The 22,366-nt window shown below is 41.6% G+C and carries 19 protein-coding genes and 2 pseudogenes; 3 read left to right on the top strand and 18 right to left on the bottom strand.

Annotated elements, in window-relative coordinates:
- Positions 1-4 precede the first annotated feature (4 nt).
- Entirely contained in the window at positions 5-568 is a 564-nt protein-coding gene (locus tag HMPREF9965_RS04290; RefSeq protein WP_000759265.1) for a redoxin family protein, read from the bottom strand.
- A 13-nt stretch (positions 569-581) separates the two neighbouring features.
- Positions 582-1,292 (bottom strand): thiol-disulfide oxidoreductase-associated membrane protein CcdA2, encoded by a 711-nt coding sequence (gene ccdA2, locus HMPREF9965_RS04285; RefSeq protein WP_000367928.1) that lies wholly within the window; start codon positions 1,290-1,292, stop codon positions 582-584.
- A gap of 144 nt (positions 1,293-1,436) precedes the next feature.
- Between ccdA2 and HMPREF9965_RS12955 the strand changes: the two are divergent.
- Positions 1,437-1,574 (top strand): annotated as a pseudogene (locus HMPREF9965_RS12955) (transposase); the annotation flags it as partial.
- Positions 1,575-1,654: 80 nt separating this feature from the next.
- Here the strand turns inward: HMPREF9965_RS12955 and HMPREF9965_RS04280 are convergent.
- From HMPREF9965_RS04280 to HMPREF9965_RS04250, 7 genes and pseudogenes are all read right to left on the bottom strand, one after another.
- The gene (locus tag HMPREF9965_RS04280; protein WP_000631550.1) at positions 1,655-2,515 is read right to left on the bottom strand and encodes a methionyl aminopeptidase; all 861 of its coding nucleotides are present in this window, start codon (positions 2,513-2,515) and stop codon (positions 1,655-1,657) included.
- Between the two features lie 15 nt (positions 2,516-2,530).
- Entirely contained in the window at positions 2,531-3,808 is a 1,278-nt protein-coding gene (gene spxR, locus HMPREF9965_RS04275) for a CBS-HotDog domain-containing transcription factor SpxR (RefSeq protein WP_000033803.1), read from the bottom strand.
- Positions 3,801-4,352: a GNAT family N-acetyltransferase gene (locus HMPREF9965_RS04270; protein WP_001028746.1), complete on the bottom strand. Its 552-nt coding sequence runs from the start codon at positions 4,350-4,352 to the stop codon at positions 3,801-3,803. Before HMPREF9965_RS04270 ends, spxR begins: the two co-directional genes overlap by 8 nt.
- Positions 4,353-4,367: 15 nt before the next feature.
- Positions 4,368-5,627, bottom strand: a complete 1,260-nt coding sequence (locus tag HMPREF9965_RS04265) for a UDP-N-acetylglucosamine 1-carboxyvinyltransferase (protein WP_001227074.1) — start codon at positions 5,625-5,627, stop codon at positions 4,368-4,370.
- Between the two features lie 174 nt (positions 5,628-5,801).
- Positions 5,802-7,307, bottom strand: a complete 1,506-nt coding sequence (gene pyk / locus HMPREF9965_RS04260) for a pyruvate kinase (protein WP_001042794.1) — start codon at positions 7,305-7,307, stop codon at positions 5,802-5,804.
- 64 nt (positions 7,308-7,371) lie between these two features.
- Positions 7,372-8,378: pseudogene (gene pfkA, locus HMPREF9965_RS04255) on the bottom strand (6-phosphofructokinase).
- Between the two features lie 80 nt (positions 8,379-8,458).
- Positions 8,459-11,560: a DNA polymerase III subunit alpha gene (locus tag HMPREF9965_RS04250; protein ID WP_000561563.1), complete on the bottom strand. Its 3,102-nt coding sequence runs from the start codon at positions 11,558-11,560 to the stop codon at positions 8,459-8,461.
- Between the two features lie 166 nt (positions 11,561-11,726).
- Between HMPREF9965_RS04250 and HMPREF9965_RS04245 the strand changes: the two genes are divergently transcribed.
- The gene (locus HMPREF9965_RS04245) at positions 11,727-14,000 is read left to right on the top strand and encodes a Xaa-Pro dipeptidyl-peptidase (RefSeq protein WP_001212004.1); all 2,274 of its coding nucleotides are present in this window, start codon (positions 11,727-11,729) and stop codon (positions 13,998-14,000) included.
- 16 nt (positions 14,001-14,016) lie between these two features.
- Positions 14,017-14,487, top strand: coding sequence for an arginine repressor (locus HMPREF9965_RS04240; RefSeq protein WP_001043007.1), 471 nt, complete (start codon positions 14,017-14,019; stop codon positions 14,485-14,487).
- Positions 14,488-14,542: 55 nt separating this feature from the next.
- Here HMPREF9965_RS04240 and HMPREF9965_RS12950 read toward each other — a convergent pair whose 3' ends face one another.
- The 9 genes from HMPREF9965_RS12950 to dnaG form a co-directional block, all read right to left on the bottom strand.
- The gene (locus HMPREF9965_RS12950; protein ID WP_000502579.1) at positions 14,543-14,716 is read right to left on the bottom strand and encodes a hypothetical protein; all 174 of its coding nucleotides are present in this window, start codon (positions 14,714-14,716) and stop codon (positions 14,543-14,545) included.
- Between the two features lie 9 nt (positions 14,717-14,725).
- Positions 14,726-16,036, bottom strand: a complete 1,311-nt coding sequence (gene obgE / locus HMPREF9965_RS04230) for a GTPase ObgE (RefSeq protein ID WP_000061653.1) — start codon at positions 16,034-16,036, stop codon at positions 14,726-14,728.
- Positions 16,037-16,106: 70 nt separating this feature from the next.
- A complete protein-coding gene (locus tag HMPREF9965_RS04225; RefSeq protein ID WP_000863854.1) occupies positions 16,107-16,241 on the bottom strand; it encodes a DUF4044 domain-containing protein in 135 nt (44 codons plus the stop codon).
- 43 nt (positions 16,242-16,284) lie between these two features.
- Entirely contained in the window at positions 16,285-16,476 is a 192-nt protein-coding gene (locus HMPREF9965_RS04220; RefSeq protein ID WP_001074503.1) for a PspC domain-containing protein, read from the bottom strand.
- Between the two features lie 22 nt (positions 16,477-16,498).
- Positions 16,499-17,815, bottom strand: coding sequence for a glycosyltransferase family 4 protein (locus HMPREF9965_RS04215; RefSeq protein ID WP_001219458.1), 1,317 nt, complete (start codon positions 17,813-17,815; stop codon positions 16,499-16,501).
- A gap of 8 nt (positions 17,816-17,823) precedes the next feature.
- On the bottom strand, positions 17,824-18,867 hold the full coding sequence (locus HMPREF9965_RS04210) for a glycosyltransferase family 4 protein (RefSeq protein ID WP_004243114.1): 1,044 nt from the start codon (positions 18,865-18,867) through the stop codon (positions 17,824-17,826).
- Positions 18,868-18,980: 113 nt separating this feature from the next.
- On the bottom strand, positions 18,981-19,310 hold the full coding sequence (locus tag HMPREF9965_RS04205) for a metal-sulfur cluster assembly factor (RefSeq protein WP_004243128.1): 330 nt from the start codon (positions 19,308-19,310) through the stop codon (positions 18,981-18,983).
- Between the two features lie 13 nt (positions 19,311-19,323).
- Positions 19,324-20,433 (bottom strand): RNA polymerase sigma factor RpoD, encoded by a 1,110-nt coding sequence (gene rpoD, locus HMPREF9965_RS04200; protein ID WP_000201891.1) that lies wholly within the window; start codon positions 20,431-20,433, stop codon positions 19,324-19,326.
- Positions 20,434-20,435: 2 nt separating this feature from the next.
- Positions 20,436-22,196, bottom strand: coding sequence for a DNA primase (gene dnaG / locus HMPREF9965_RS04195; protein WP_000227917.1), 1,761 nt, complete (start codon positions 22,194-22,196; stop codon positions 20,436-20,438).
- Positions 22,197-22,366 lie beyond the last annotated feature (170 nt).

The raw sequence follows: 22,366 nt of genomic DNA, 5'->3' as shown, positions 1-22,366 counted from the left end.
TTCTCTACCCCATTTCTTTCAATTCTTTTAAAATCATATCCTTATCCATAAAACCTGGTTGCGTTTTGACCAGCTTGCCTTCCTTGTCTATAAAGGCTTGAGTTGGATAAGAACGAACACCATAACTTTCCAAGAGTTTACCTGATGGATCAATTAAAACTGGAAAATTTTTATAATCCAAGCCCTTATACCATTTTTTAAAATCCGCTTCCGCTTGTTCTCCCTTGTGACCAGGAGACACCACTGTCAAGACCACGTAGTCATCACCAGCATCCTTAGCAATTTCATCCGTATCCGAAAGACTAGCCAGACAGATAGAACACCAAGAAGCCCAGAATTTGAGATAGACTTTCTTGCCCTTGTAATCAGACAAGCGGTAGGTCTTGCCATCTACACCTGTTAGTTCAAAATCAGCGACTTGCTGACCTTTAGTGGCAGTTTGTGAACTGACTTGTTCTGTTTTGGTTTGCTCCTTCATAGTAGACTCGTCTGACATATTTTTAGCCGAACAGGCTGCCAAACAACAGATTGAGCCTACTCCAAGGAGACATGTTTGCCATTTTTTCATTTCTTTTTCCTCTCTATTCAAATAATGTAGTCAAAATGGAAGCATTCCCCAAAAGCACCAAGATTCCCATCAGGATAATGAGGAAACCACCCACTTTCTTGAGGGTTCCGAGATAAGGATGGAGTTTTCGGAAATGTTTCAAAACATAGCTGGAGGCAAGAGCTAGAACCAAAAATGGTAGCGCCAAACCCAGCGTGTAAACCAACATGAGACCAGCTCCTTGCCAAGCTCCTGAACCACCTGAAGCCGCCAAAGCCAAAACAGAGCCCAGAACTGGCCCTACACACGGCGTCCAAGCAAAACTAAAGGTCAACCCCAGTAAAAATGCCTGACTATAGCCGTTAGCGTTTTGATCCTGTCTCTTTAATTGTAGCCTTCTTTCCTTGTAGAGCCCCTGCAAATGTAGGACTTCCATCTGGTGCAAGCCCAAGAGAATGATAACCGCACCCGTCACATACTGAAACCAAGAAGCATACAGCAAATTGCCTAAAAAACCAGCTCCATAGCCCAGTAAGATAAAGATAAAAGAAATCCCCGCTATAAAGGCCAGAGTTCGCAATAAACTAACAAGTGAGATTGAAAATTTTCCACTAGAAGCCTGAGCATCATTCTTATCATCCAACAAGACCCCCGCATAGACTGGCAACAAGGGTAAAATACAAGGAGAAAAGAAGGAAAGAATTCCAGCAAGAAAAACGCTGATAAAAAAGATTGCATTGTCCATTGCCTTCCTCCATTCTTTGATTTGATAGGTCTATTATATCCCCAAAACTCCAGAAAAAACAGGGACAATGATAGGGAAAAATAGGAATTTAATCAGTTTATTCAGAAATCTGGTACAAAAAAAGTCCCATAAGATCTATAATGAAAAGCGACTAATAATCTCATTAAACTTATCAAACGAAATGCCTTTGGTTTTCGGAATTTTGAAAATTTCAATAAAAGAATTTTCATTGCTCTAAATATCAAAAAAGAAAGGACGAAATTCGTCCTTTCTCGATCTTAGCTGACTTCAACCCACTACAGTTGACAAAGAGCTGATTTTTTCTGTCTAACTTTTTGAGGGTGGTACAAGCTCCTTTCATTTTAATACGTTCCTTCTTCACCTTGACTAGTCAAGATAACAGGACCGTCTTTGGTAATCACGAACTGGTGTTCATATTGGCAAGATAGGCCGCCATCAATAGTCTTATGAGCCCAGCCAGTCTTCATATCTGTATCAATTTCCCAGTCACCAGTATTTATCATGGGTTCAATGGTTAGTACCATTCCTTCACGGAGACGGAGTCCACGACCTGCTACACCGTAGTTAGGAACCATTGGTTCTTCGTGCATAGTTGGTCCAACACCATGACCAACCAAATCACGTACGACACCGTAACCGCGACTTTCAGCATATTCCTGAATTGCTGCACCGATATCACCGATACGATTTCCAACAACTGCCTGCTCAATCCCTATATACATAGCTTCCTTGGTCACGTCCATCAGGATTTTCACTTCTTCAGACGGTGTACCAACCGCATAAGCCCAACATGAGTCTGCTAGACCGCCAGTATAGTTTTGAGTGTATTTTTTCATTTGCTCAACATTATTGAAGTTGAGTTTAGATACATTGAGGTCGGATTTGGCAATCGGACCGCCTAGAACCATGTCAACCTTGAGTAAATCGCCATCTTTCAAAATGTAATGACGTGGGAAGGCGTGAGCTACTTCGTCGTTGAGAGAGCAACAAGTGGCATAGGGGTAATCCATGACTGCACCATCCACGCCAATCTGTAGAGGAAGGAAATTTTCCTCTTTACAACGTCGACGAACGTACTCTTCTACTTCCCACATATCCACGCCTGGCTTAATCAAATCACGTAAGCCGATATGAATACTAGCGAGGAAATCACCTGCCTTGTCCATGGCTTCGATTTCACGTGCTGATTTTAAAGTTATCATTTTTTCTCCTAGATTCTAATTGATTTTGACTGTAACGTTTGCTTTTGAAACAATCTGGTGACCATGATAAATATCATAATCAATAATAGCCGAACGTCTCGTGTGGTGAATAATACGTGCCTGAATTCGCAAAGTATCATCTATCTGAACAGCTTGTAAGAAGTAAATTAGCATCTGCTCGATAATGAGATTGCGTCTGCTATTTGCCACCAAATCCTGTGTCATGTGAGTTAAAATTTCAGCAAGAACACCATTTGCCAAAACTCCGTTCTTCTCAAGCATAAAGGGCTCAACTGTAATCACAACTTCGTCGTGATGATAAGACAACTTTTGTCCGATTTGCTCTGAAAAAGTCGGCAAAGCCGAAACTTGAGAGCGGCTCATCTTATCCATGACATCTCGTCTCGTTACAACTCCGAGCAAAGTTTGATTGCTTCTCACGACTGGGACCATCTCAAAGTCTTCTGCTATCATCCGTTGACTGACGTTGGCAATATTGGTCGCTAATCCTGTCACAAAAATACTGCGCGTCATCACCTTATCAATCGTCGTGCTAGGGGATTTGTCCCCTGCATCACGCATGGTAACAACTCCCACAACCACTTGATGCTGATTGATGACTGGGAAACGACTACTTCGATTCTTGCGTACCAAGTCTAGATAATCTTTCACTGTGTCCGTTTCTCTTAAGAAACCATACTCATGACTGGGACGATAGAGCTTTTCAACTGTTAAAATATCTGTCTTAATCTGCACATTTGACAAAGCTCTATTGATCATGGTCGCAACTGTAAAAGTATCATGCTTGCTTCTCAGGACAGGAATACCCTTTTTATTGGCAAGAGCTAGTACATCCTCGTGCACATGAAAGCCACCCGTTACAAGGACCGCGTTTTCATTTTCCAGAGCTAAAAGTTGAATACGAGTACGGTCACCTACGATCAAAAGACCACCATCATTCAGATAGGACAAGATATTCTGCTCGGTCATAGCCCCAATGGAGAATTTACTGAATTCTCTGTCCAAACCTTCTTGACCAGCCAAAACTTCAGATGAGGTTACTTCTGCAATCTCTGCATAGGTCAGTTTTTCAATAGCCACTTTCTGAGATTTGACACGAATGGTTCCACTACGAGGTCGAGTTTCTACAATTCCACGGTTTTCAGCTTCTTTAATGGCACGATAAGCCGTCCCATCACTGACACCTAGGTGATTTGAAATACTACGAACACTAACTCTCTTCCCAATTGGCAACTCTTCCAGATAACTTAAGATTTCCTGGTGTTTACTCATTGAATTCTCCTTTTATGTATCGAAATTCAAGATAGTCCCTCATTTTACGTGTATAGCGATCGCTCCCCTTAAACTGTCGGAAGAGACTAAAGCCCGATTTCAAGGCTACTTTTTGACTAGCTTGATTCTCCAGATGAGTGATAATGGATAATTGTTTTAAACCAAATTCTTCAAATGAAAGCTGACATAGTTTGGTAACTACTTCTGTCATAAAACCTTGTGACCAAGAATCCTTTCTTAAGAAATAACCAATTTCAGCTTCTTTTTTGATTTCGTCTATTTTTTCAAACTTGATGGAACCAATCATTTCCTGATTGTCTTGGCTACAAATTGCCCAGACACCCAGAGGAGCTCTCATAAAATAGTTGGCAAGTGCGTACTGACTTTCTTCCAAACTTGCTTGACTGGGAAAAATAAACTGAAGATTTTCAGGATTGGAAGCAATCTCGAAAAACGCTTGACTGTCACTAAAAAAGAAAGGACGCAAATACAAGCGCTCCGTTTCAAAAAAAGAAAACATTGCTAATTTGGTCCAAATATTCATAATCACCTCAACGGTTTAGTCTTCAACAAGTGTAATGTCCGCTCCAAGACTACGCAATTTTTCAATAATATCTGAGTAACCACGAAGGATAAACTCAATATTTGTAATTTCAGTCTGGCCTTGAGCCATCAATCCAGCGATGACAAGTGCAGCACCAGCTCGCAAGTCTGTAGCTTTCACCTTGGCACCATGTAGAACACGCCCACCAGTGTAGAAAATATGGTCATTTGTAGTCGTAATATCCGCATCCATTTTTGCTAACTCAAAAACATGGTTGACACGTTTTTCGTAAATGGTGTCAATAATGGTACCACGACCTTGAGCAGTTAGTAAAAGTGGCGTAATAGGCTGTTGCAAATCGGTTGCAAACCCTGGATAGGGAGCTGTTTTGATATTGATGGCCTTCAAATCAGACTGTTCTTCAACGAAGATACAATCCTCAGAGACTGTCATACGAACGCCCATTTCCTCTAGTTTGGCGATAAAGCCTTCTAAGTGTTCATAGAGAACGTTGTTAATACGAATTCCTTTTCCTACCGCTGCAGCAAGTGAAATATAGGTTCCAGCTTCGATACGGTCTGGGATTACTTGGTGACGCGTCCCATGAAGTTGCTCGACACCATCAATGATGATAATATCAGTCCCTGCACCACGAATGTGAGCCCCCATGTTATTCAAAAGGGTAGCCACATCGATGATTTCTGGTTCACGGGCCGCATTTTCAATGACAGTACGTCCCTTAGCTTTTACTGCAGCAATCATGGTGTTAATAGTTGCACCAACGCTGACAGTATCCATGTAGATACTTGCGCCGTGAAGTCCCTTACCCTGAGCAGACAAATTCATATTGTCTCCCTCATAGCTCACCTTAGCTCCCATGGCTTCAAAAGCTTTTAAGTGAAGGTCAATCGGACGAGGTCCCAAATCACATCCACCAGGAAGTCCAACTGTTGCTTCACCAAAGCGACCTAACAGACTTCCATAGAAATAATAAGAAGCACGAAGGCTATTAATCTTACCATAAGGCATAGGAATGTTTTGAACACCTCTCGGATCAATCTCCAAAACATCATCATAGCGTTTTACTTTCGCTCCCATGATTTCCATAATCTCTACAAGACTAGCAACGTCTGAAATATCTGGGACACAATCCAAAGTGACAACATCATCTGCCAGTATAATAGCAGGGATTAATGCTACAACACTATTCTTAGCACCGCTAATGGTGATCTCACCTTGCAATGGATGTCCACCATTGATGACAATTTTTCTCATGTTATACTCTTTCAAAATTTACTAAAAAGGTCTCTACGTTCTATTATACCATAGTTCTCCTATTTTTCCCATTTCTGTTTAATAAAAATCTCTCTCTTTTTATCTTCTAAAATAGAAAAAAGACCCATCATACAAGCACAAAAGCTTGGTATGATAGGCTTTTAAAAGTTTAGATTAACGTACTGTACGGATACGCATCGTGTTTGTACGGACAGCTTCTCCAAGCGGTACACCTGCAACGATAACGATATCGTCACCAGATTGTACAAGACCTGCTTCAACTGCTTTACGTTCAGCAATTTCGAACATATCGTCAGTTGATGATGGAGCATCTGTCAACATTGGGATAACACCCCAGTTCAACATCAATCCACGTTCTGTCAATTCGTCAAATGTCAATGCCAAGATATCAGCATTTGGACGGTATTTAGAGATCAAACGTGCAGTGTGACCAGTCTTAGTAAGAGTTACAACCAATTTGATGTCCATTGAGTTTGTTGCATCTTTAACTGCTGAAGCCATAACTTCTGTCTTAGAGTTACGTTCGAAAGTATCTGAGTTCAAACGTCCGTATTCGTTAAGAAGAGTTTGAGCGTTCTTGTCAATTGTAGCCATTGTTGTAACTGACTCAAGTGGGTATTTACCATTTGCAGACTCACCTGAAAGCATTGTTGCGTCAGTTCCGTCGATAACAGCGTTAAATACGTCTGATACTTCTGAACGAGTGGCACGTGGTTTTTCAGTCATAGTTTCAAGCATGTTTGTTGCTGTGATAACAACTTTACCAGCTGCGTTAACTTTAGTGATAATCATTTTTTGGTAAACTGGAACCATTTCAAATGGTACTTCAATACCCATGTCACCACGAGCAATCATGATACCGTCAGCAGCTTCGATGATTTCATCCAAGTTGTCGATACCTTGTTGGTTTTCGATTTTAGCGAACAATTGAACATGCCCGTTTCCAGTTTCTTCACAGATTGCACGAACTTCATTCACGTCTTTTGCAGTACGTACGAATGAGATCGCGATGAAGTTAATACCTTGCTCAAGACCGAAACGGATATCATCGTTATCACGTTCAGCAAGTGCTGGGAAAGGAATTTTAGTGTTAGGGATGTTTACACCTTTTTGTTTAGCGATAATTCCGTCATTTTCAACTTCAACTTCAAATTCACGAGTTGCATCGTCTTTAGCAACAACGCGAAGACCAAGTTTACCATCGTCAACCAATACTTGACGACCAACTTCAACATCGTCGTAGATATCAAGAGCACCCGCAACGTTCAAAGCAATCACTTCACGAGTTGATTTGATTCCTTGTTTAGTTGCAACACGGATTTTTTCACCCGTTTTGTATGAGTACTCTTTAGCTTCACCTTCAAACAATTCTGTACGGATTTCTGGTCCTTTAGTATCAAGAAGGAAACCAACTTTTTTACCTGCAAGTTTTTCTGCAAGTTTAACAGTTGCCATACGTTCACCTTGTTCTTGGTGGTCACCGTGTGAGAAGTTGAAACGGAAAGTGTTAGCTCCTGCTTCAATCAATTTAGCAATGTTTTTTGCTGAAGCTTCAACGTCAAGTTTTTCACCCCAGTATCCGTCATCACCGAATTTTTTACCACCACGGATTTCTACCGCAGGACCCAAAGTTGCAACGATTTTTACACGTTTATTCATGATTTGTGACTCCTTTATATAATTTGACCTTTTATGGTCATTTTACCAGATTAGTTAAAGTTGATTAGGACAAGCTCTTGTTCAAGCTAGCAAGTCCAAGGTCAGCTTTGTGAGGGTTGTTAACAACGATTTTGCCATCAGCAGTTAGGCTGAACAAGGCTCCTTCTTCTGCTGTTCCAAGAATTGGGTTTTCAACCATTTTCTCATTACGAATACCAACAGCGACACCACCGATTCCTTGTTTGAGGAGTTTAACAGCATGTGCTCCCAAGCGTGACGCCAAGACGCGGTCACGCGCAGTTGGTGAACCACCACGTTGGATGTGACCAAGTTCAGTTACACGAAGGTCACTAGTATCTCCTGCTTCCTTGAGTTTCTTACCGAATTCATCGGCAGACATAACCCCCTCGGCCAAAACGATGATGTTGTGTTTTTTCCGCATTCGTAACCAGCTTTGATACTAGCTACGATATCTTCCATCTTGAAGCCTTCTTCAGGGATAATGATTTCATCAGCACCAGTTGCAATACCTGCCCAAAGTGCGATATCACCAGCATTACGTCCCATTACTTCAACAACGAAAGTACGACGGTGACTTGATGATGTATCACGAATCTTATCGATTGCATCCATTGCAGTAGTAACTGCAGTATCAAATCCGATTGTGAAGTCAGTACCTACGATATCGTTATCGATTGTACCTGGAAGTCCGATAGCAGGGAATCCATGCTCAGTCAAGCGCATAGCTCCGTGATAAGAACCGTCACCACCGATAACAACGACACCTTCGATACCGTGTTTTTTCAACTGCTCAATCCCTTTAAGTTGACCTTCGAGTTGTGCAAACTCAGGGTAACGAGCAGAGTGAAGGAAAGTACCACCACGTGAAATGATGTCTCCAACTGAAGCAGCATCAAGTGGATAGATTTCACCGGCAACCATCCCTGCGTATCCATCATAGATACCAAAGACTTCCATTCCTTCTGAGATTGCTTGACGAACTACTGCACGGATGGCAGCGTTCATACCAGGGGCGTCTCCACCACTAGTCAAAACAGCAATACGTTTCATTTGGTTTTGCTCCTTTTTCTTTTAACATTCTTATTGATTATACCACATTTCATTTGAAAATTCTTCTATTTTTCGTATTTTTAGCGATAAATCGTTTTCATAGTAATTCCCTCTAATTTTTCCTGTAAAAGTGTATCTTTTTTTACAAAATGTTGGGAGGAAACAATTGTTTTTTCTTCCTCTACATACCTGATAATAACAGGAATAGAGCCTTTATATTGTTCCAAGATATTTGAAATCTCTCTATCGTTGTCGTGATTTTTAACTTGAATCCAGAATCGTTCAGCGACTGCTTCTTTCAAATCTTGTGCAATCATTTGCAGACGACCATCTCGGGATTGAACCTTGCCATTGATATAGTAGAATTTTCCTTCGAACAAGATAGAAGCGAATTTTCGATATTGGTCAGAAAATACAGTTACATCCAGCCTAGACTTACTGTCATGAACCTGTAGAAAGGCCATACTCTCGCCTTTCTTAGTTCGAATGACTTTTAGTTTTTGCACTTCAACTAGAAGAGTTGCTTGACTCCCCTCAGTGAGATTAACGATGGACGTTGTTGGATATAAAGCTTGTTTGGCAAGAGTTTGTAGAGGATGGGCACTGATTCCAACTCCAATCAGTTCCTGCTCTTTGTAAAATTTCTCTGCCTCAGTAAAATCATCAGCTTCAGTCCAACTATAACTTGCATCTGCAAAGAGACCACCCAACTCCTCAACAAAAACAAATAGGTTTGGTAGGTTGACTAAGATTTTCTGGCGATTCTTGTCAAAGTCATCAAAAAGCCCCAGTTCAACCAAAGGCGTCAGAAGCGACAGTTTCTTGTAATTCTTGGGAAGACGTGTGACAAAATCTTCAATGCTTAAGAAGGGACGATTTTCAATAATCCAGTAAGACAAATCTCTTGGCATGCCCTTAATGGCTTTTAGACCAAGATAGATTTTCTTCTGTGCAATCTTATCATGATAGGGAATAGTGTTGATTGCTAATTGAGCTACTTCAAAGCCCATCTGCAATGCATCCACAATGTAATCACTGCTTGAATAATTCAACATGACTTGAAAGAAAATAGCAGGATAGTGCGTCTTGAAATAAGCTAGCTGGAAAGCCAGGGCTGAGTAGGCATAGGCGTGGGATCTGTTAAATCCGTAGCCCGCAAACTTTTCCATCACTGCAAAAACTTGGTTGGCTTTTTCTTCTGAATGCCCAAGTTTCATAGCCCCTGTGATAAAATCTTCCTTCATCAAATGCATCTCTTTAGCATTTTTCTTACCCATGGCTCGTCTGAGGATATCGGCTTTGCCAAGGCTGAAACCTCCAAAGTGCTGAGCCACCTGCATGACTTGCTCTTGATAGAGCATGATACCGTAGGTTGATGAAAGGATGTCTTCCAAGGCAGGATCCAGCACCGTCACCTTTTCTTTGCCGTGCTTTCGAGCCACAAAATTATCGATATAATCACTAGCACCTGGTCTGTTGAGGGATGTCGTTGCCACCACTTCTTCGAAAACTTGCGGCTTGACTCGTTTCAAGAGTCGAATGGCTCCTGGTTGTTCAAATTGGAAAATACCTTTAGTATTTCCAGAAGCAAAAAGGGCCAGAGTTTCTTTGTCTTCCAAATCAATCTCTTCGATTTTCAGATGAATACCTTCTGACTCAGCTAGTAATTCCTGCATTTTTTGGACAAAAGTTAGGTTACGCAGACCTAGGAAATCCATTTTTAAAAGACCATTAGCTTCAACACCATGAGCATCATACTGGGTGATGAGCATATCTTCACCGTATTTGAGCGGAATATAGTCCGTCAAGTCCTGGTCGCTCATAACGACTCCGGCTGCATGGATAGAGGTCTGACGTGGATAACCTTCAATCTTTCGAGCAATCTCAAAAGCTTTTTGGTATTCAATCTTACTATTGATGACCTGCCTAAATTGCAAATTCTTTTCATAGGCCGTCGTTAGCGTATCTCGGAAACTGATTTTTTTCGTAATATTTGTTAATTCGTACTCTGGAACGCCATAGCGTTTGAAAACATCACGAATTGCCTGTTTTGCTCCAAAGGTCGAATAAGTGACAATCTGCGCCACGTGTTGACTGCCATAGCGATCACGAACATAACGAATGAACTCTGGTCTATAAAGGTCTGGAATGTCAATATCGATATCGGGCATGGTGTAACGCTCACGATTTAAAAAGCGCTCGAAAATCAAGTCCTTTTCAACCGGGTCAATTCCTGTGATATCGAGTGAGTAGGCCACCAGACTACCAACCGCAGAACCGCGCCCCATTCCCATATAGTAGCCTTGGGAGCGTCCAAAACGGAGCAAATCCCAAACTACAAGGAAATAGTCGTCAAAGCCCATATCATGAATCACAGCCAACTCTTCATTCAGTCGCTCACGATAGATAATTGAGGTTAGCCCCTTGTCACTCAAGCCTTGCTCAGCTCTTGCTCGAAGCTCTTCCACCGCTGGTCTTTCAGGATTAAAGCGAGGGAGTTTTAAACTTGGATCAAGTTGGTATCTAACATTCTCTATCAAACCTTGAAGATTGGCAAGTGCCTGAGAGAAGCGATTTTTAAACCGAGCTTCTAAATCTGAGGCAGGTAAAAAAATCCCTTGTTGTGAATGCACATCCACTTCCCTAAGACTGACATTGTCCTTGACTGCCGACAAGATTTGCAAAACTTGTATATCTTCTTTTTCAAAAGAGTTGACTTGATAGAGTGGAAGAATGGGTCTGGTAAAGACTTCTTGAGGAGTATCTGGACTGACACCGATAAAATAATCATGCCCCAAATCCAGCTGTTCGATTCCATCAAAATAAGGAACAATAACGGCAACATCTTCGAGGTGGGAGGTGAAGTCAGACCAATTTTTCCGTCCAGTCATTTTTAAAGTGGATAACTTCATCAACTCTTGATAACCTTTAGTGGATAAGGCTAGAAAACGGAAAGAAAGCGCCTTCTCGTCTATAATCAAGTTCATTTCAAGACCAATTAAAGGTTGGATGCCCTGCTTACGAGTCACTTCTAAAAAGTGATAGGCTCCATAGAGATTATCCACATCCATGATAGCAAGGTGAGAATAGCCGTATTCTTTAGCTGTTTGTACGTATTTTTCAATCGAAACCACACTTTCCATAAAACTGTAAACAGTCTTGGTGTCGAGTTGTGCAATCATTCCATCTCCCCCTTGCTTTATATATAGTACTATTATACCATTTTAAAAACTAGAATGAAAAGGTATAAGACCATTCCTTTTAAAGTGACTTCATCACAGGTCAACAATATCTTTTTTACCTTATTTTTGATATACTAAATTTAGAATATTTTCAAAGGAGAGCGCCATGCGTTTTAATCAATTCAGCTACTTGCCCGTTTCTCATTCACAAATTTTGCGCGAGTTATCTCAGCTTGGTTTGAAGCTGGTACCAGAACAAGCATCAAAAAAACAACTTGAACAATTTGTCCGCTGGAGTTTTTTCACTTATGCGAACACCGATTATGCTCTATCTACCCTAGCTGCAGATAGAGAAACGGACCTTTTGAGCTTCTTTCAGTCTGATAAAGAGTTGACTGCTGATATTTTCTATACGGTAGTTTTTCAACTTTTAGGATTCAGCTATCTTGTTGATTTTGAGGATGCCGAACTATTTCGTAAGGAGACTGGATTTCCTATTATTTACGGAGATTTGATTGAAAATCTTTACCATTTACTCAACACTCGAACCAAAAAGGGAAATACCCTCATCGACCAGCTTGTTAGTGATGGACTCATTTCAGAAGATAATCACTACCACTACTTTAACGGTAAGAGCTTGGCAACCTTCTCTACTCACGATGTCATTCGTGAAGTCGTGTATGTCGAGAGTCGTGTGGATACTGATAAAGACGGACTCCCTGATTTAGTCAAGGTCAGCATTATTCGTCCACGTTATGATGGACAAGTCCCTGCTCTTATGACTGCCAGTCCTTATCACCAAGGCACCAATGATAAAGCCAGCGACAAGGCTCTCTACAAAATGGAAGGAGAGCTTGAGGTCAAACCTGCCCACACCATTGAGCTTGAGGAGCCTAAGCTGAATTTAGTCGAGCCTCTCGGCCAAACTGAAGTCGTCTCAAAAGCTGAAGAAAAGTTAGCTCATATCAATAGCTCATACACCCTCAATGACTACTTCCTCCCACGAGGATTTGCCAATCTCTATGTATCGGGTGTTGGTACCAGAGATTCCCAAGGTCTCATGACTAATGGGGACTACCATCAAATTGAAGCATATAAAAACGTGATTGACTGGCTTAATGGTCGTTGTCGTGCTTTCACGGACCACACGCGCAAACGTCAAGTCAAGGCTGACTGGTCAAACGGGAAAGTCGCAACAACAGGAATTTCCTATCTAGGTACCATGTCCAATGGTCTCGCGACAACTGGTGTTGATGGTTTAGAAGTGATTATCGCTGAAGCAGGTATTTCCTCTTGGTATAACTACTATCGTGAAAATGGTCTGGTAACCAGCCCTGGTGGTTATCCAGGTGAGGATTTTGACTCACTTGCTGAATTGACCTACTCCCGTAATCTCCTAGCTGGTGATTATATTCGTGGTAATGAAGCTCATCAGGCAGACTTAGAGAAGGTAAAAGAACAATTAGATCGCAAGACTGGTGACTACAATCAATTTTGGCATGACCGCAACTATCTACTCAATGCTCACAAGGTTAAAGCCGAGGTCGTCTTTACGCATGGTTCTCAGGATTGGAACGTCAAACCTCTTCATGTTTACCAGATGTTTCATACCCTTCCAGCTCATATCAATAAGCACCTATTTTTCCATCATGGGGCTCATGTTTATATGAATAACTGGCAGTCAATTGACTTCCGTGAGTCCATGAATGCCTTGTTAAGTAAGAAACTGTTAGGACTTGACTCAAGCTATCAACCTCCTACTGTTATCTGGCAAGACAATACTGTACCTCAAACATGGCAGTGCCTTGATGACTTTGGCAAGCAAGATGAACTGCATACCTTCTCACTTGGAACTGAAGAAAAAGTGATTCAAAACCAGTATGATCAAGATGATTTTGATCGTTATGGTAAGACTTACCAGACTTTCAACACAGAACTTTACCAAGGAAAAGCTAATCAGATCACCATTGACCTTCCAGTAACTCAAGATATTCACTTAAATGGTCGAGTGGAGCTGAAACTTCGTGTCAAATCAAGTACAAACAAGGGCTTATTGTCTGCTCAACTGCTAGAACTTGGACAAAAGAAATATCTGCAGCCTTATCCAGCTGTTTTAAGTGCTAGAACCATTGACAACGGTCGCTACCACATGTTAGAAAATCTCTGCGAACTGCCATTCAATCCAAGTGTTCAACGTGTTATCACCAAAGGCTACCTTAATTTACAAAATCGAAATGATTTACTAACTGTTGAGAGCATAGAAGCTGAAAAATGGATGGAAATCCAACTTGCCCTACAACCTACGATTTACAAGCTGAAAAAAGGTGACACACTTCGCCTTGTCCTCTATACAACAGACTTTGAAATCACTGTCCGTGATAATACAGACTATCACTTAACAGTCGATCTCACACAATCCTCCATCACCATCCCCTCATAAAAGGAGTCAGCCTCATATGAATAAATCTGAACATAGACACCAACTCATCCGTGCACTTGTAGCTAAAAATAAGATTCATACACAGGCAGAGTTGCAAGCTTTACTAGCTGAAAACGACATCCAAGTCACACAGGCTACTCTCTCACGCGATATCAAGACTATGAACCTTTCAAAGGTTCGCGAAGCAGAACATTCTTACTATGTTTTAAATACTGGTTCCATCTCCAAATGGGAAAAACGCTTGGAAAACTATATGGAAGATGGCTTAGTCATGCTACGTCCTGTCCAGCATCAGGTTGTCCTCAAAACCTTGCCAGGCCTTGCACAATCGTTTGGAGCTGTTCTCGATGCTCTCAATTTTAAACAAATCATTGCCACAGTATGTGGTGATGACGTCTGCCTTCTTATCTGTGAAAACGCTGAAGAAGCACAGACTTGCTTTGAAATTCTTAAAAAATTTGCGCCACCATTTTTCTTCAATGACTAAAAAATTCCCCGTGATGAATACAATCACGGGGTTCTGTTTTATCAATGTCGATAGGCTATTTTTCTTCTTTATCAGCCTTCTCATTGCCTTTTTTTTCTCGTGCTAATCTAAGAGAACGTTTGGGATTGAGACGATTAAACAATTCTTCTAGTTTCTTTTCATTCCATACATCTGCTGCAGAAACAAAATTTCCATCTGCATCTCGGAATGATATCGGTTTATCTCCCATATCTGTCTCCTAGTCTACAAATTCAAACTCAAATTTACCGATTCGGACCAAGTCTCCATCCTTGGCTCCACGCGCACGAAGGGCTTCATCAACCCCCATACCACGAAGCTGGCGGGCAAATTTCATAACTGATTCGTCACGGTCAAAGTTAGTCATGTTAAAGAGTTTCATGAGTTTCTCACCAGAAAGTACCCATGTCGCATCATCATCACGACTAATCTCAAAGGCCTTTTCTTCCTCGTCAAAGCCGTAGTAAGCCTCTTCTTCCATATCAGACTCGTCATAGAGCAAGAACTCAGGAGTCTTGTCTAACAACTCGGCTGTCGCATCTAAAAGAGTTGCCAAACCTTGCTTGGTCAGACCAGAAATAGGGAAGATTGCTGGTAGTTCTTCAAACTCGTCGTAGTTTGCTGCCAATTTCTTCTTGAAGGCTTCAAGATTTTCCTGACTCTCAGGCATGTCCATCTTGTTGGCTACGATGATCTGGGGACGCTCCATAAGACGAAGGTTGTATGATTCCAACTCTTTATTGATAGCAAGGTAATCTTCGTAAGGATCACGACCTTCGCTAGCCGACATATCGACGATATGAAGGATGACTCGAGTGCGTTCAATATGACGAAGGAACTGAGTCCCCAAGCCGACACCCTGGCTAGCTCCCTCAATCAAACCTGGCAGGTCCGCTACGGCAAACGATTCACCTGACTGGGTACGAACCATCCCAAGATTTGGGACAATTGTCGTAAAGTGGTAGGCACCAATCTTTGGTTTGGCTGAAGTAACGACACTAAGCAAAGTTGACTTTCCGACAGAGGGGAAACCGACCAAGCCGACATCCGCTAGAATCTTCAATTCCAGTTGCAACTCACGTTCTTGACCTGGTTCTCCATTCTCAGAAATTTCAGGCGCAGGATTTTTTGGTGTTGCAAAACGGATATTCCCACGACCACCACGACCGCCATGAGCAACGATAAATTCTTGACCATGTTCAATCAAGTCTGTAATGACTTTACCTGTTTCTGCATCACGTACAGTCGTTCCTTGTGGTACGCGAACACGAAGATCTTCTGCACCACGTCCATGCATTCCTTTAGTCATTCCTTTTTCACCAGATTCGGCCTTGAAATGACGGTTATAGCGGAAATCCATCAAGGTACGCAAGCCTTCGTCCACAACGAAAACGACGTTACCTCCACGTCCACCATCACCACCCCAAGGACCGCCATTCGGGACATACTTTTCACGGCGAAAGGCGACCATGCCATCGCCACCATTACCAGCCTTGACCTTGATCTTAGCTGTATCTAAAAACATACTCATATTTTATTCTCACTTTAAAAAGGACTGGAAAATCCAGTCATTAGTTATTGTTCCTATCTTAGCAACTTGCTTAGAATCTGCTAAAAGCTCCAAGTGCTGTCGCAAAGATACCAGCAAGGGTTACAAACAACATAATTAGCACGACAAAAAGCGTTACTTTTTCAAACATTGTTTTTTTACGTTTTCCATTATCTCCAAAAGCCATCTGGACTCCTTTTTATTTCTCTTTGTTCTATTCTGATTCTCTTTTAATATTCGCTAGAAACAGGTGCAATTACCCATAAAATCAAGTAAGCAAGTACCCCTGCCCCATAACAAAAGGCAAGAACGCCCCAAATCACACGGACAATGGTAGGGTCAATATCAAAATAGTGGGCTACACCTGCGCAAACGCCTCCAATTTTTTGATCTCTACCACTTCTCATAAATTTTTTTGCCATATTTTATTCTCCTATATTTTTACTAATCTCTCCAGTAATCCCGGATGCTAGACAATTGCTTTTTAGAAGCCTTTAATATTCGTTTGGACTCTTTAACTGGAGCTGAAACAGCCTGCTGAGGTAGGTACAAAATAGTTTTTAAGAATCGCTGTGTCATGGGTTCGTCGCCACGTAGTTCCTGCTCAAATTTATTTGAAATCATCGCATCAAGATAAAACTCATGAACTCGTTTCCCAAAATTCTCAGCCGAAATCTCATACAACTTGTCAGCCAACTTCTGCTCATCCATATCTGGAGTGGCGATCAAGGCCTCCAAGATTGCACCAGCAAGATCATGCTCTCCATAGTAGAGAGTTCCAAACATTTTGTCACTGATCAGATTATCCAGATAAGGATTGCCATGAGCAATGACAGGCGTTCCACTGGCTAAACTCTCTAGATAAGTTAATCCTTGGGTTTCACTAGTAGAGGCAGAGATGAAGAAATCTGCAGCCTTATAGTATAAGGCTGTCTCACTTGGAGGAATCATACCTGTAAAAATCACATGTTTTTGCAGGTTTAATTTCACTGCTTGCTCTTTCAGACTGTCCAGATAAGGACCGTCACCAGCAACAACCAGCTTCACCCTGTCTTCTTCTTTCAAAACCTGTGCAAAGGCGGCTATGACTGCTTGGATATTCTTCTCATAGGAGATACGAGAAAGACTCAGTAACATTTTCTCGCCTTCCTGAATGCCTAACTTCAAACGAAGTTCTTGCAAGTTTTCCTCTTTGATCTCAGGTCGTTCAAACTTAGCCAACTCAATTCCAGTTGGGATAACACGCTTTTCAACCTTGACTTTGTACTTAGATAGAAGGTCCCGAACAATCTCACTAGGGCAAATCACGCCATCTACATCATGAAGGAAGCCCCGTACCAGATATTTTACCATACTTGGCCGAATCAGCATACCCTTAGCAATGTAATGCACATAGTCCTCATACTGGGTGTGGTAGGTATGAATAACAGGAATTTTCAATTCTCTTGCAATCCAAATCCCTAACAAACCTAGTGAAAACTCTGTCTGGGTATGAATGATATCGAGTTGATACTGTTTGGCAATTTCAAGCGCCTTTGTAAAACCTCGATAGGCAAATCGTCGATCTTTAAATGCAAAGAAAGGGACACTCGGAATGCGAATAATTTGCCAATCCTCGTATCGGTTCACGTCTTTATCGGTAGTTGTAAAGATAAAAACTGCATGCCCTTGCTTTTCAAGTTCTGTCTTCAAGGTTCGAATACTGGTCGCAACCCCAGACACTTGAGGGAAATAGGTGTCAGTAAATAAACCAATTCGCATAGATTACCTCACTTTTCGCCTAGAGCCGCCTGCTCCCGATAGAACTTCAACCAGATTTCCAATAAATGCTCCTCGGAATACTCTTTAGAAATCTCTCTAGCTTTTTCTTTCAAGTCTTTCAACTTTTCAGGATGATCTTTGTATTCGAGAATGGCTTCTCTCATCTCTGAAACATCACTTGTCGCACGATAATTCCCTTCGAGAATGACCTTATATAGATCTAAATCCCTCAACATAATCGGTGCTTCACAACTAGCTGCCTCTAAGATAGTCATAGGGAATAGTTCGTTGTAACTTGGTAGCAAGAAGAGATCCGCTAAAGCGTAGAGCTCTCGCATTCGCTCTGGAGGAACAATACCTGGAAAAATTAGATTTTTAGGTGGATTGTCCATGATTTTTTTATAGCGTTCATAACCATCTGTCATCCCGCCAAATGAAAAACCACCAGCCCAGATAAAGGTAATTTCTGGCAATTCCTCAGCAAGACGAATAAAGTCATCAATTCCTTTACGTTTCTGAACCTGACCTGCACCGACAACAACAAACTGAGTTTCAGCTAGATCCATTTCCTGACGAAGTTTTGCTACTTGGTCAGCTGGCAATGGATGCCATTTTTCTTTGTTTACAAAATTTGGAATATAAGTTACTTTTTCACGTGGAATACCAGCTGCCACCAAATCCTCGATAAACATGGGATTGACCACCACTAGGTGTTCCATTCTGTTGTAAAATGAAAAAACATAGCGCTTGATAATTCCCTTTAAGAAAAATGGAATTTTCAAACTTCCTTCAAGCGTATCAGGCAAAAAATGCACATAGCCAATTTTTCTCCCAGACCGCTTCTTTTGGAATGTAGATAAATAATAAGGGAAATCAATGGTATGAAAGTGGGTTACATCAGCCTCAACAGGAAGGTTTTCCGTAACAATTAACTGATCTTGGGCATCACGATGTAGGAGACGTACCAACTCACGGTAGGCTCCTGATACTCCTTGACCAGCCACTTTTTCACTTGAACTTAGCATATTGACACGCAATTTTTCGTTTTCCATACCATTCATTATACCATTTTATTTCCAGAAAATCAGCAAAAGAAAGAAGAGACCAAAGGAAAAAGAAGGAGATTTCCTCATTTTCCAATCGTCTCTCACATTTTTCTTAGTCTTTATTTAATTCCTAGCGCGATACGTGCATAGCGACTCATTTTTTCAACAGTCCAAGCTGGATACCAGACCAATTTAACTTCGGTATTGGTTACTTCAGGCACATCTGTCATCGCATCATGTATCTGGTCTGTTAAGAGGTCAGCCAGTGGACAGCCCATAGTTGTCAAGGTCATATCAATTTCAGTGTGACCAGTTTCACCATCAAAACGAATTTCATAAATCAAACCTAGGTTGACAATATCAATTCCCAACTCAGGGTCGATGACCTCTTCCAAGGCAGTCAAAATACGAGTTTTAATCGTTTCAATTTGCTCTTCTGTATAAGCCATATTCATCCTCACTCTAATCTTCAATAAAATCACGAAGCGGTTTACTGCGACTTGGTTGACGTAATTTTCTCAAAGCCTTGGCCTCGATCTGACGGATACGTTCACGAGTTACGTTAAAGACTTTCCCAACATCTTCAAGGGTGCGCATTTTCCCATCGTCCAGTCCAAAGCGCAAGCGCAAGACGTTTTCTTCACGGTCTGTGAGAGTATCCAAGACTTCATCCAACTGCTCGCGCAAAACGATTCGAGTTGTGTAGTCTACTGGATTTTCAATCACTTCGTCTTCGATAAAGTCCCCAAGATGGCTATCGTCCTCTTCACCAATCGGTGTTTCAAGTGATACTGGCTCTTGGGCGATTTTCAAGATTTCACGGACCTTGTCAGGTGTCATATCCATACGCTCAGCGATTTGTTCAGGAGTTGGATCTTGACCCAATTCTTGAAGGAGGTTACGCTGTTCACGGACGAGTTTGTTAATGGTTTCTACCATGTGAACCGGGATACGAATGGTACGAGCCTGATCAGCGATGGCACGAGTGATCGCCTGACGAATCCACCAGGTTGCATACGTAGAAAACTTGAATCCTTTTGAATAGTCAAACTTGTCCACTGCCTTCATCAAGCCCATGTTTCCTTCTTGAATCAAGTCAAGAAACTGCATGCCACGCCCTACGTAGCGCTTAGCGATAGAAACCACCAAACGAAGGTTGGCCTCTGCAAGACGTTGTTTAGCTTCGATATCACCAGCTTCAACTGCAAGGGCCAATTCTTTTTCCTCTTCGTTGGTCAAGAGAGGAACAACCCCGATTTCCTTCAAATACATACGGACAGGGTCATTAACCTTGGCAGAGGTTGAGCCAATCAAATCCTCATCACTGAGTTCTGGCTCTTCTTCTGTACTAAGGACACGTGCACTTGGATTCCCTTCGTTATCAGTGATAGAAATTCCAGCATCCTGAATCCGTTGCAAAAGATCTTCAATGCCGTCAGCATCTAAAGCAAAAGGGATCACCAGACTTGAGTTGATTTCATCGTCTGTTGCTGTTCCTGTTTTTTTGTGGTTACGGATAAAGTCTGCTACCTGCACATCAAATGTGGTTACTTCTTTTTGTTTTGTTGCCATTATTACTCCATTCTTCTCTTTTGGGAAATCAATCGTTGCAATTCTTCCAAGGCTGTGTCTGTATCTCCTACATGACTAGCTTCCTGCACTTTCTTTTTAATCCTTAAATTGTCCTTGCTGAGGAGAGCACGGTTACGAGTCGCTTCGACTTCAGAAAGTTCTTGAGGCGACATCTCTGCTGGCAAATCTAGACCAAGAACATGGTACCAGGCATTTTCAACCTCAGGAGTCTGATGAGAAAGTTCCTCTGATCCGATTTCTCCCTCTACATTTAATAATTCGTAAAGAATCTGAAATTCTGGGGTATCAAAGAAAAAATCTTCTCTTAATCGGTAGTCGTTTAAAACAACTGGATTCTCTGCCATCCTATAAAGGAGATGAGCTTCTGCTCTCATAACTGCTGTCAGTTGACGCGTCACAGGTAAACTAATCGCTACTGGTGTAGGTTGCTCCTTGACCCTCTCCTGCCTTTGAACAATCCGACTTTCATTTACAATCTGTTCTACCTGCTGGTAATCAAAGGAAGGTAGGTTATCCGCCAGAATGTGGATGTAAGAATTCTGGGCAGTGATCGACTTTTCTTTGGCGATTAAGGGCGCAATCTTTTCAATGAACTCGATTTGCGCTTGCAAGTTATCACTATTTTCAGGTTTGAGCTGGTGAATATAGAACTCTATAGGACTAATCCGAGTCTTGGTTAGAAGGTAGGCTAGGTCTTCAGCAGAATTCTTTTGTAAATACTCATCTGGGTCCATGGCATCAGGTACTCGAACAACCTCAACTGAGAAATCTTTTAACTCCTCTAGTGCCTTGGCTGTTGCTGCCTGCCCTGCCTTGTCGCCATCATAGCTGAGAACTATCTTTTTGGTGAAGCGTTTGAGGTGGTCAACATGCTCCTTACTTAAGGCTGTCCCCATAGAAGCTACAGCATTTTCTATACCAGCACGGTAGGCCGCGATAACATCCATGAAGCCTTCCATCAGATAGAGCTCTGTAATCTTACCTGTTCCCTTTTTTGCCTTGTCCAAATGATACAATTCGTAACTCTTGTTAAAAATTGCGGTCGAGCGACTATTTTTGTACTTGGCAGTCTGACTATCCGTTTCTTGCCAGATACGACCTGAAAAAGCAATAACCTGCCCCTTGTCATTGGTCAAAGGAAAGATGATACGTCCGAAAAAAGTATCATAAAACTGATTGCTATCTGACAAGTAAAACAAGCCCGAATCCAATAAATCCTTTTCCTCAAACTTGTCAGATAAACGTTGGTAGAGATAGGTTCTCTCTGCTGGAGCCAGTCCAATCTGGAAGTGCTTCAGAACATCATCCGTCAATCCACGTTTGTAAAGATAAGCCCTTGCTTCTTCTCCCATCTTAGTCGTCATGAGAATTGCATGGTAAAAGCGGGCAGCTTCTTCATGCATATCATATAAAGCTTGATGAGGCGAAACCTGTTGAGGACGAGACTGGACAGGCATGGCTAGTTGAATACCGACTCGCTCCCCTAAGAGCTGAACAGCTTCCATAAAGGACACACCTTGGTACTCTTCGATGAACTTAAAGACATCTCCTGAACGACCACATCCGAAACAGTGATAAAACTGCTTGTCTTCCACAACGTTGAAAGAAGGGGTCTTCTCACCATGAAAAGGACAGAGCCCTAAATAGTTCCGTCCAGCCTTTTGTAAAGAAATCACGTCGCCTATGACTTCCACAATGTTGGTATTGTTTTTGATTTCTTCAATAACTTGCTTGTCAACCATACACAATACCTCCATCTTATCATAGTTTTACGTTAACTAGTATAGCTTATTTCTGAAAAAAAGTAAACCATTTCATACCTTTTGCATGCTTCTATTTCATAAGTTTCCAGCTATCATGAAAAACTGAATCATCTGAGCAAATCATTCTAATATTTGAAAGAAAAATAGAA

This window comes from Streptococcus mitis bv. 2 str. SK95, assembly GCF_000222705.1.
GTDB lineage: Bacteria > Bacillota > Bacilli > Lactobacillales > Streptococcaceae > Streptococcus > Streptococcus mitis_AY.
Note: the sequence above shows the minus strand (reverse complement) of the source record. Positions and strands in the feature narration are given on the sequence as shown.

Bases quoted from the DNA above. Each gene is read 5' to 3' on its own strand.
- HMPREF9965_RS04290 (WP_000759265.1), bottom strand. From the start codon at position 568: ATGAAAAAATGGCAAACATGTCTCCTTGGAGTAGGCTCAATCTGTTGT.
- ccdA2 (WP_000367928.1), bottom strand. From the start codon at position 1,292: ATGGACAATGCAATCTTTTTTATCAGCGTTTTTCTTGCTGGAATTCTT.
- HMPREF9965_RS04280 (WP_000631550.1), bottom strand. From the start codon at position 2,515: ATGATAACTTTAAAATCAGCACGTGAAATCGAAGCCATGGACAAGGCA.
- spxR (WP_000033803.1), bottom strand. From the start codon at position 3,808: ATGAGTAAACACCAGGAAATCTTAAGTTATCTGGAAGAGTTGCCAATT.
- HMPREF9965_RS04270 (WP_001028746.1), bottom strand. From the start codon at position 4,352: ATGAATATTTGGACCAAATTAGCAATGTTTTCTTTTTTTGAAACGGAG.
- HMPREF9965_RS04265 (WP_001227074.1), bottom strand. From the start codon at position 5,627: ATGAGAAAAATTGTCATCAATGGTGGACATCCATTGCAAGGTGAGATC.
- pyk (WP_001042794.1), bottom strand. From the start codon at position 7,307: ATGAATAAACGTGTAAAAATCGTTGCAACTTTGGGTCCTGCGGTAGAA.
- HMPREF9965_RS04250 (WP_000561563.1), bottom strand. From the start codon at position 11,560: ATGATTGCACAACTCGACACCAAGACTGTTTACAGTTTTATGGAAAGT.
- HMPREF9965_RS04245 (WP_001212004.1), top strand. From the start codon at position 11,727: ATGCGTTTTAATCAATTCAGCTACTTGCCCGTTTCTCATTCACAAATT.
- HMPREF9965_RS04240 (WP_001043007.1), top strand. From the start codon at position 14,017: ATGAATAAATCTGAACATAGACACCAACTCATCCGTGCACTTGTAGCT.
- HMPREF9965_RS12950 (WP_000502579.1), bottom strand. From the start codon at position 14,716: ATGGGAGATAAACCGATATCATTCCGAGATGCAGATGGAAATTTTGTT.
- obgE (WP_000061653.1), bottom strand. From the start codon at position 16,036: ATGAGTATGTTTTTAGATACAGCTAAGATCAAGGTCAAGGCTGGTAAT.
- HMPREF9965_RS04225 (WP_000863854.1), bottom strand. From the start codon at position 16,241: ATGGCTTTTGGAGATAATGGAAAACGTAAAAAAACAATGTTTGAAAAA.
- HMPREF9965_RS04220 (WP_001074503.1), bottom strand. From the start codon at position 16,476: ATGGCAAAAAAATTTATGAGAAGTGGTAGAGATCAAAAAATTGGAGGC.
- HMPREF9965_RS04215 (WP_001219458.1), bottom strand. From the start codon at position 17,815: ATGCGAATTGGTTTATTTACTGACACCTATTTCCCTCAAGTGTCTGGG.
- HMPREF9965_RS04210 (WP_004243114.1), bottom strand. From the start codon at position 18,867: ATGGAAAACGAAAAATTGCGTGTCAATATGCTAAGTTCAAGTGAAAAA.
- HMPREF9965_RS04205 (WP_004243128.1), bottom strand. From the start codon at position 19,310: ATGGCTTATACAGAAGAGCAAATTGAAACGATTAAAACTCGTATTTTG.
- rpoD (WP_000201891.1), bottom strand. From the start codon at position 20,433: ATGGCAACAAAACAAAAAGAAGTAACCACATTTGATGTGCAGGTAGCA.
- dnaG (WP_000227917.1), bottom strand. From the start codon at position 22,196: ATGGTTGACAAGCAAGTTATTGAAGAAATCAAAAACAATACCAACATT.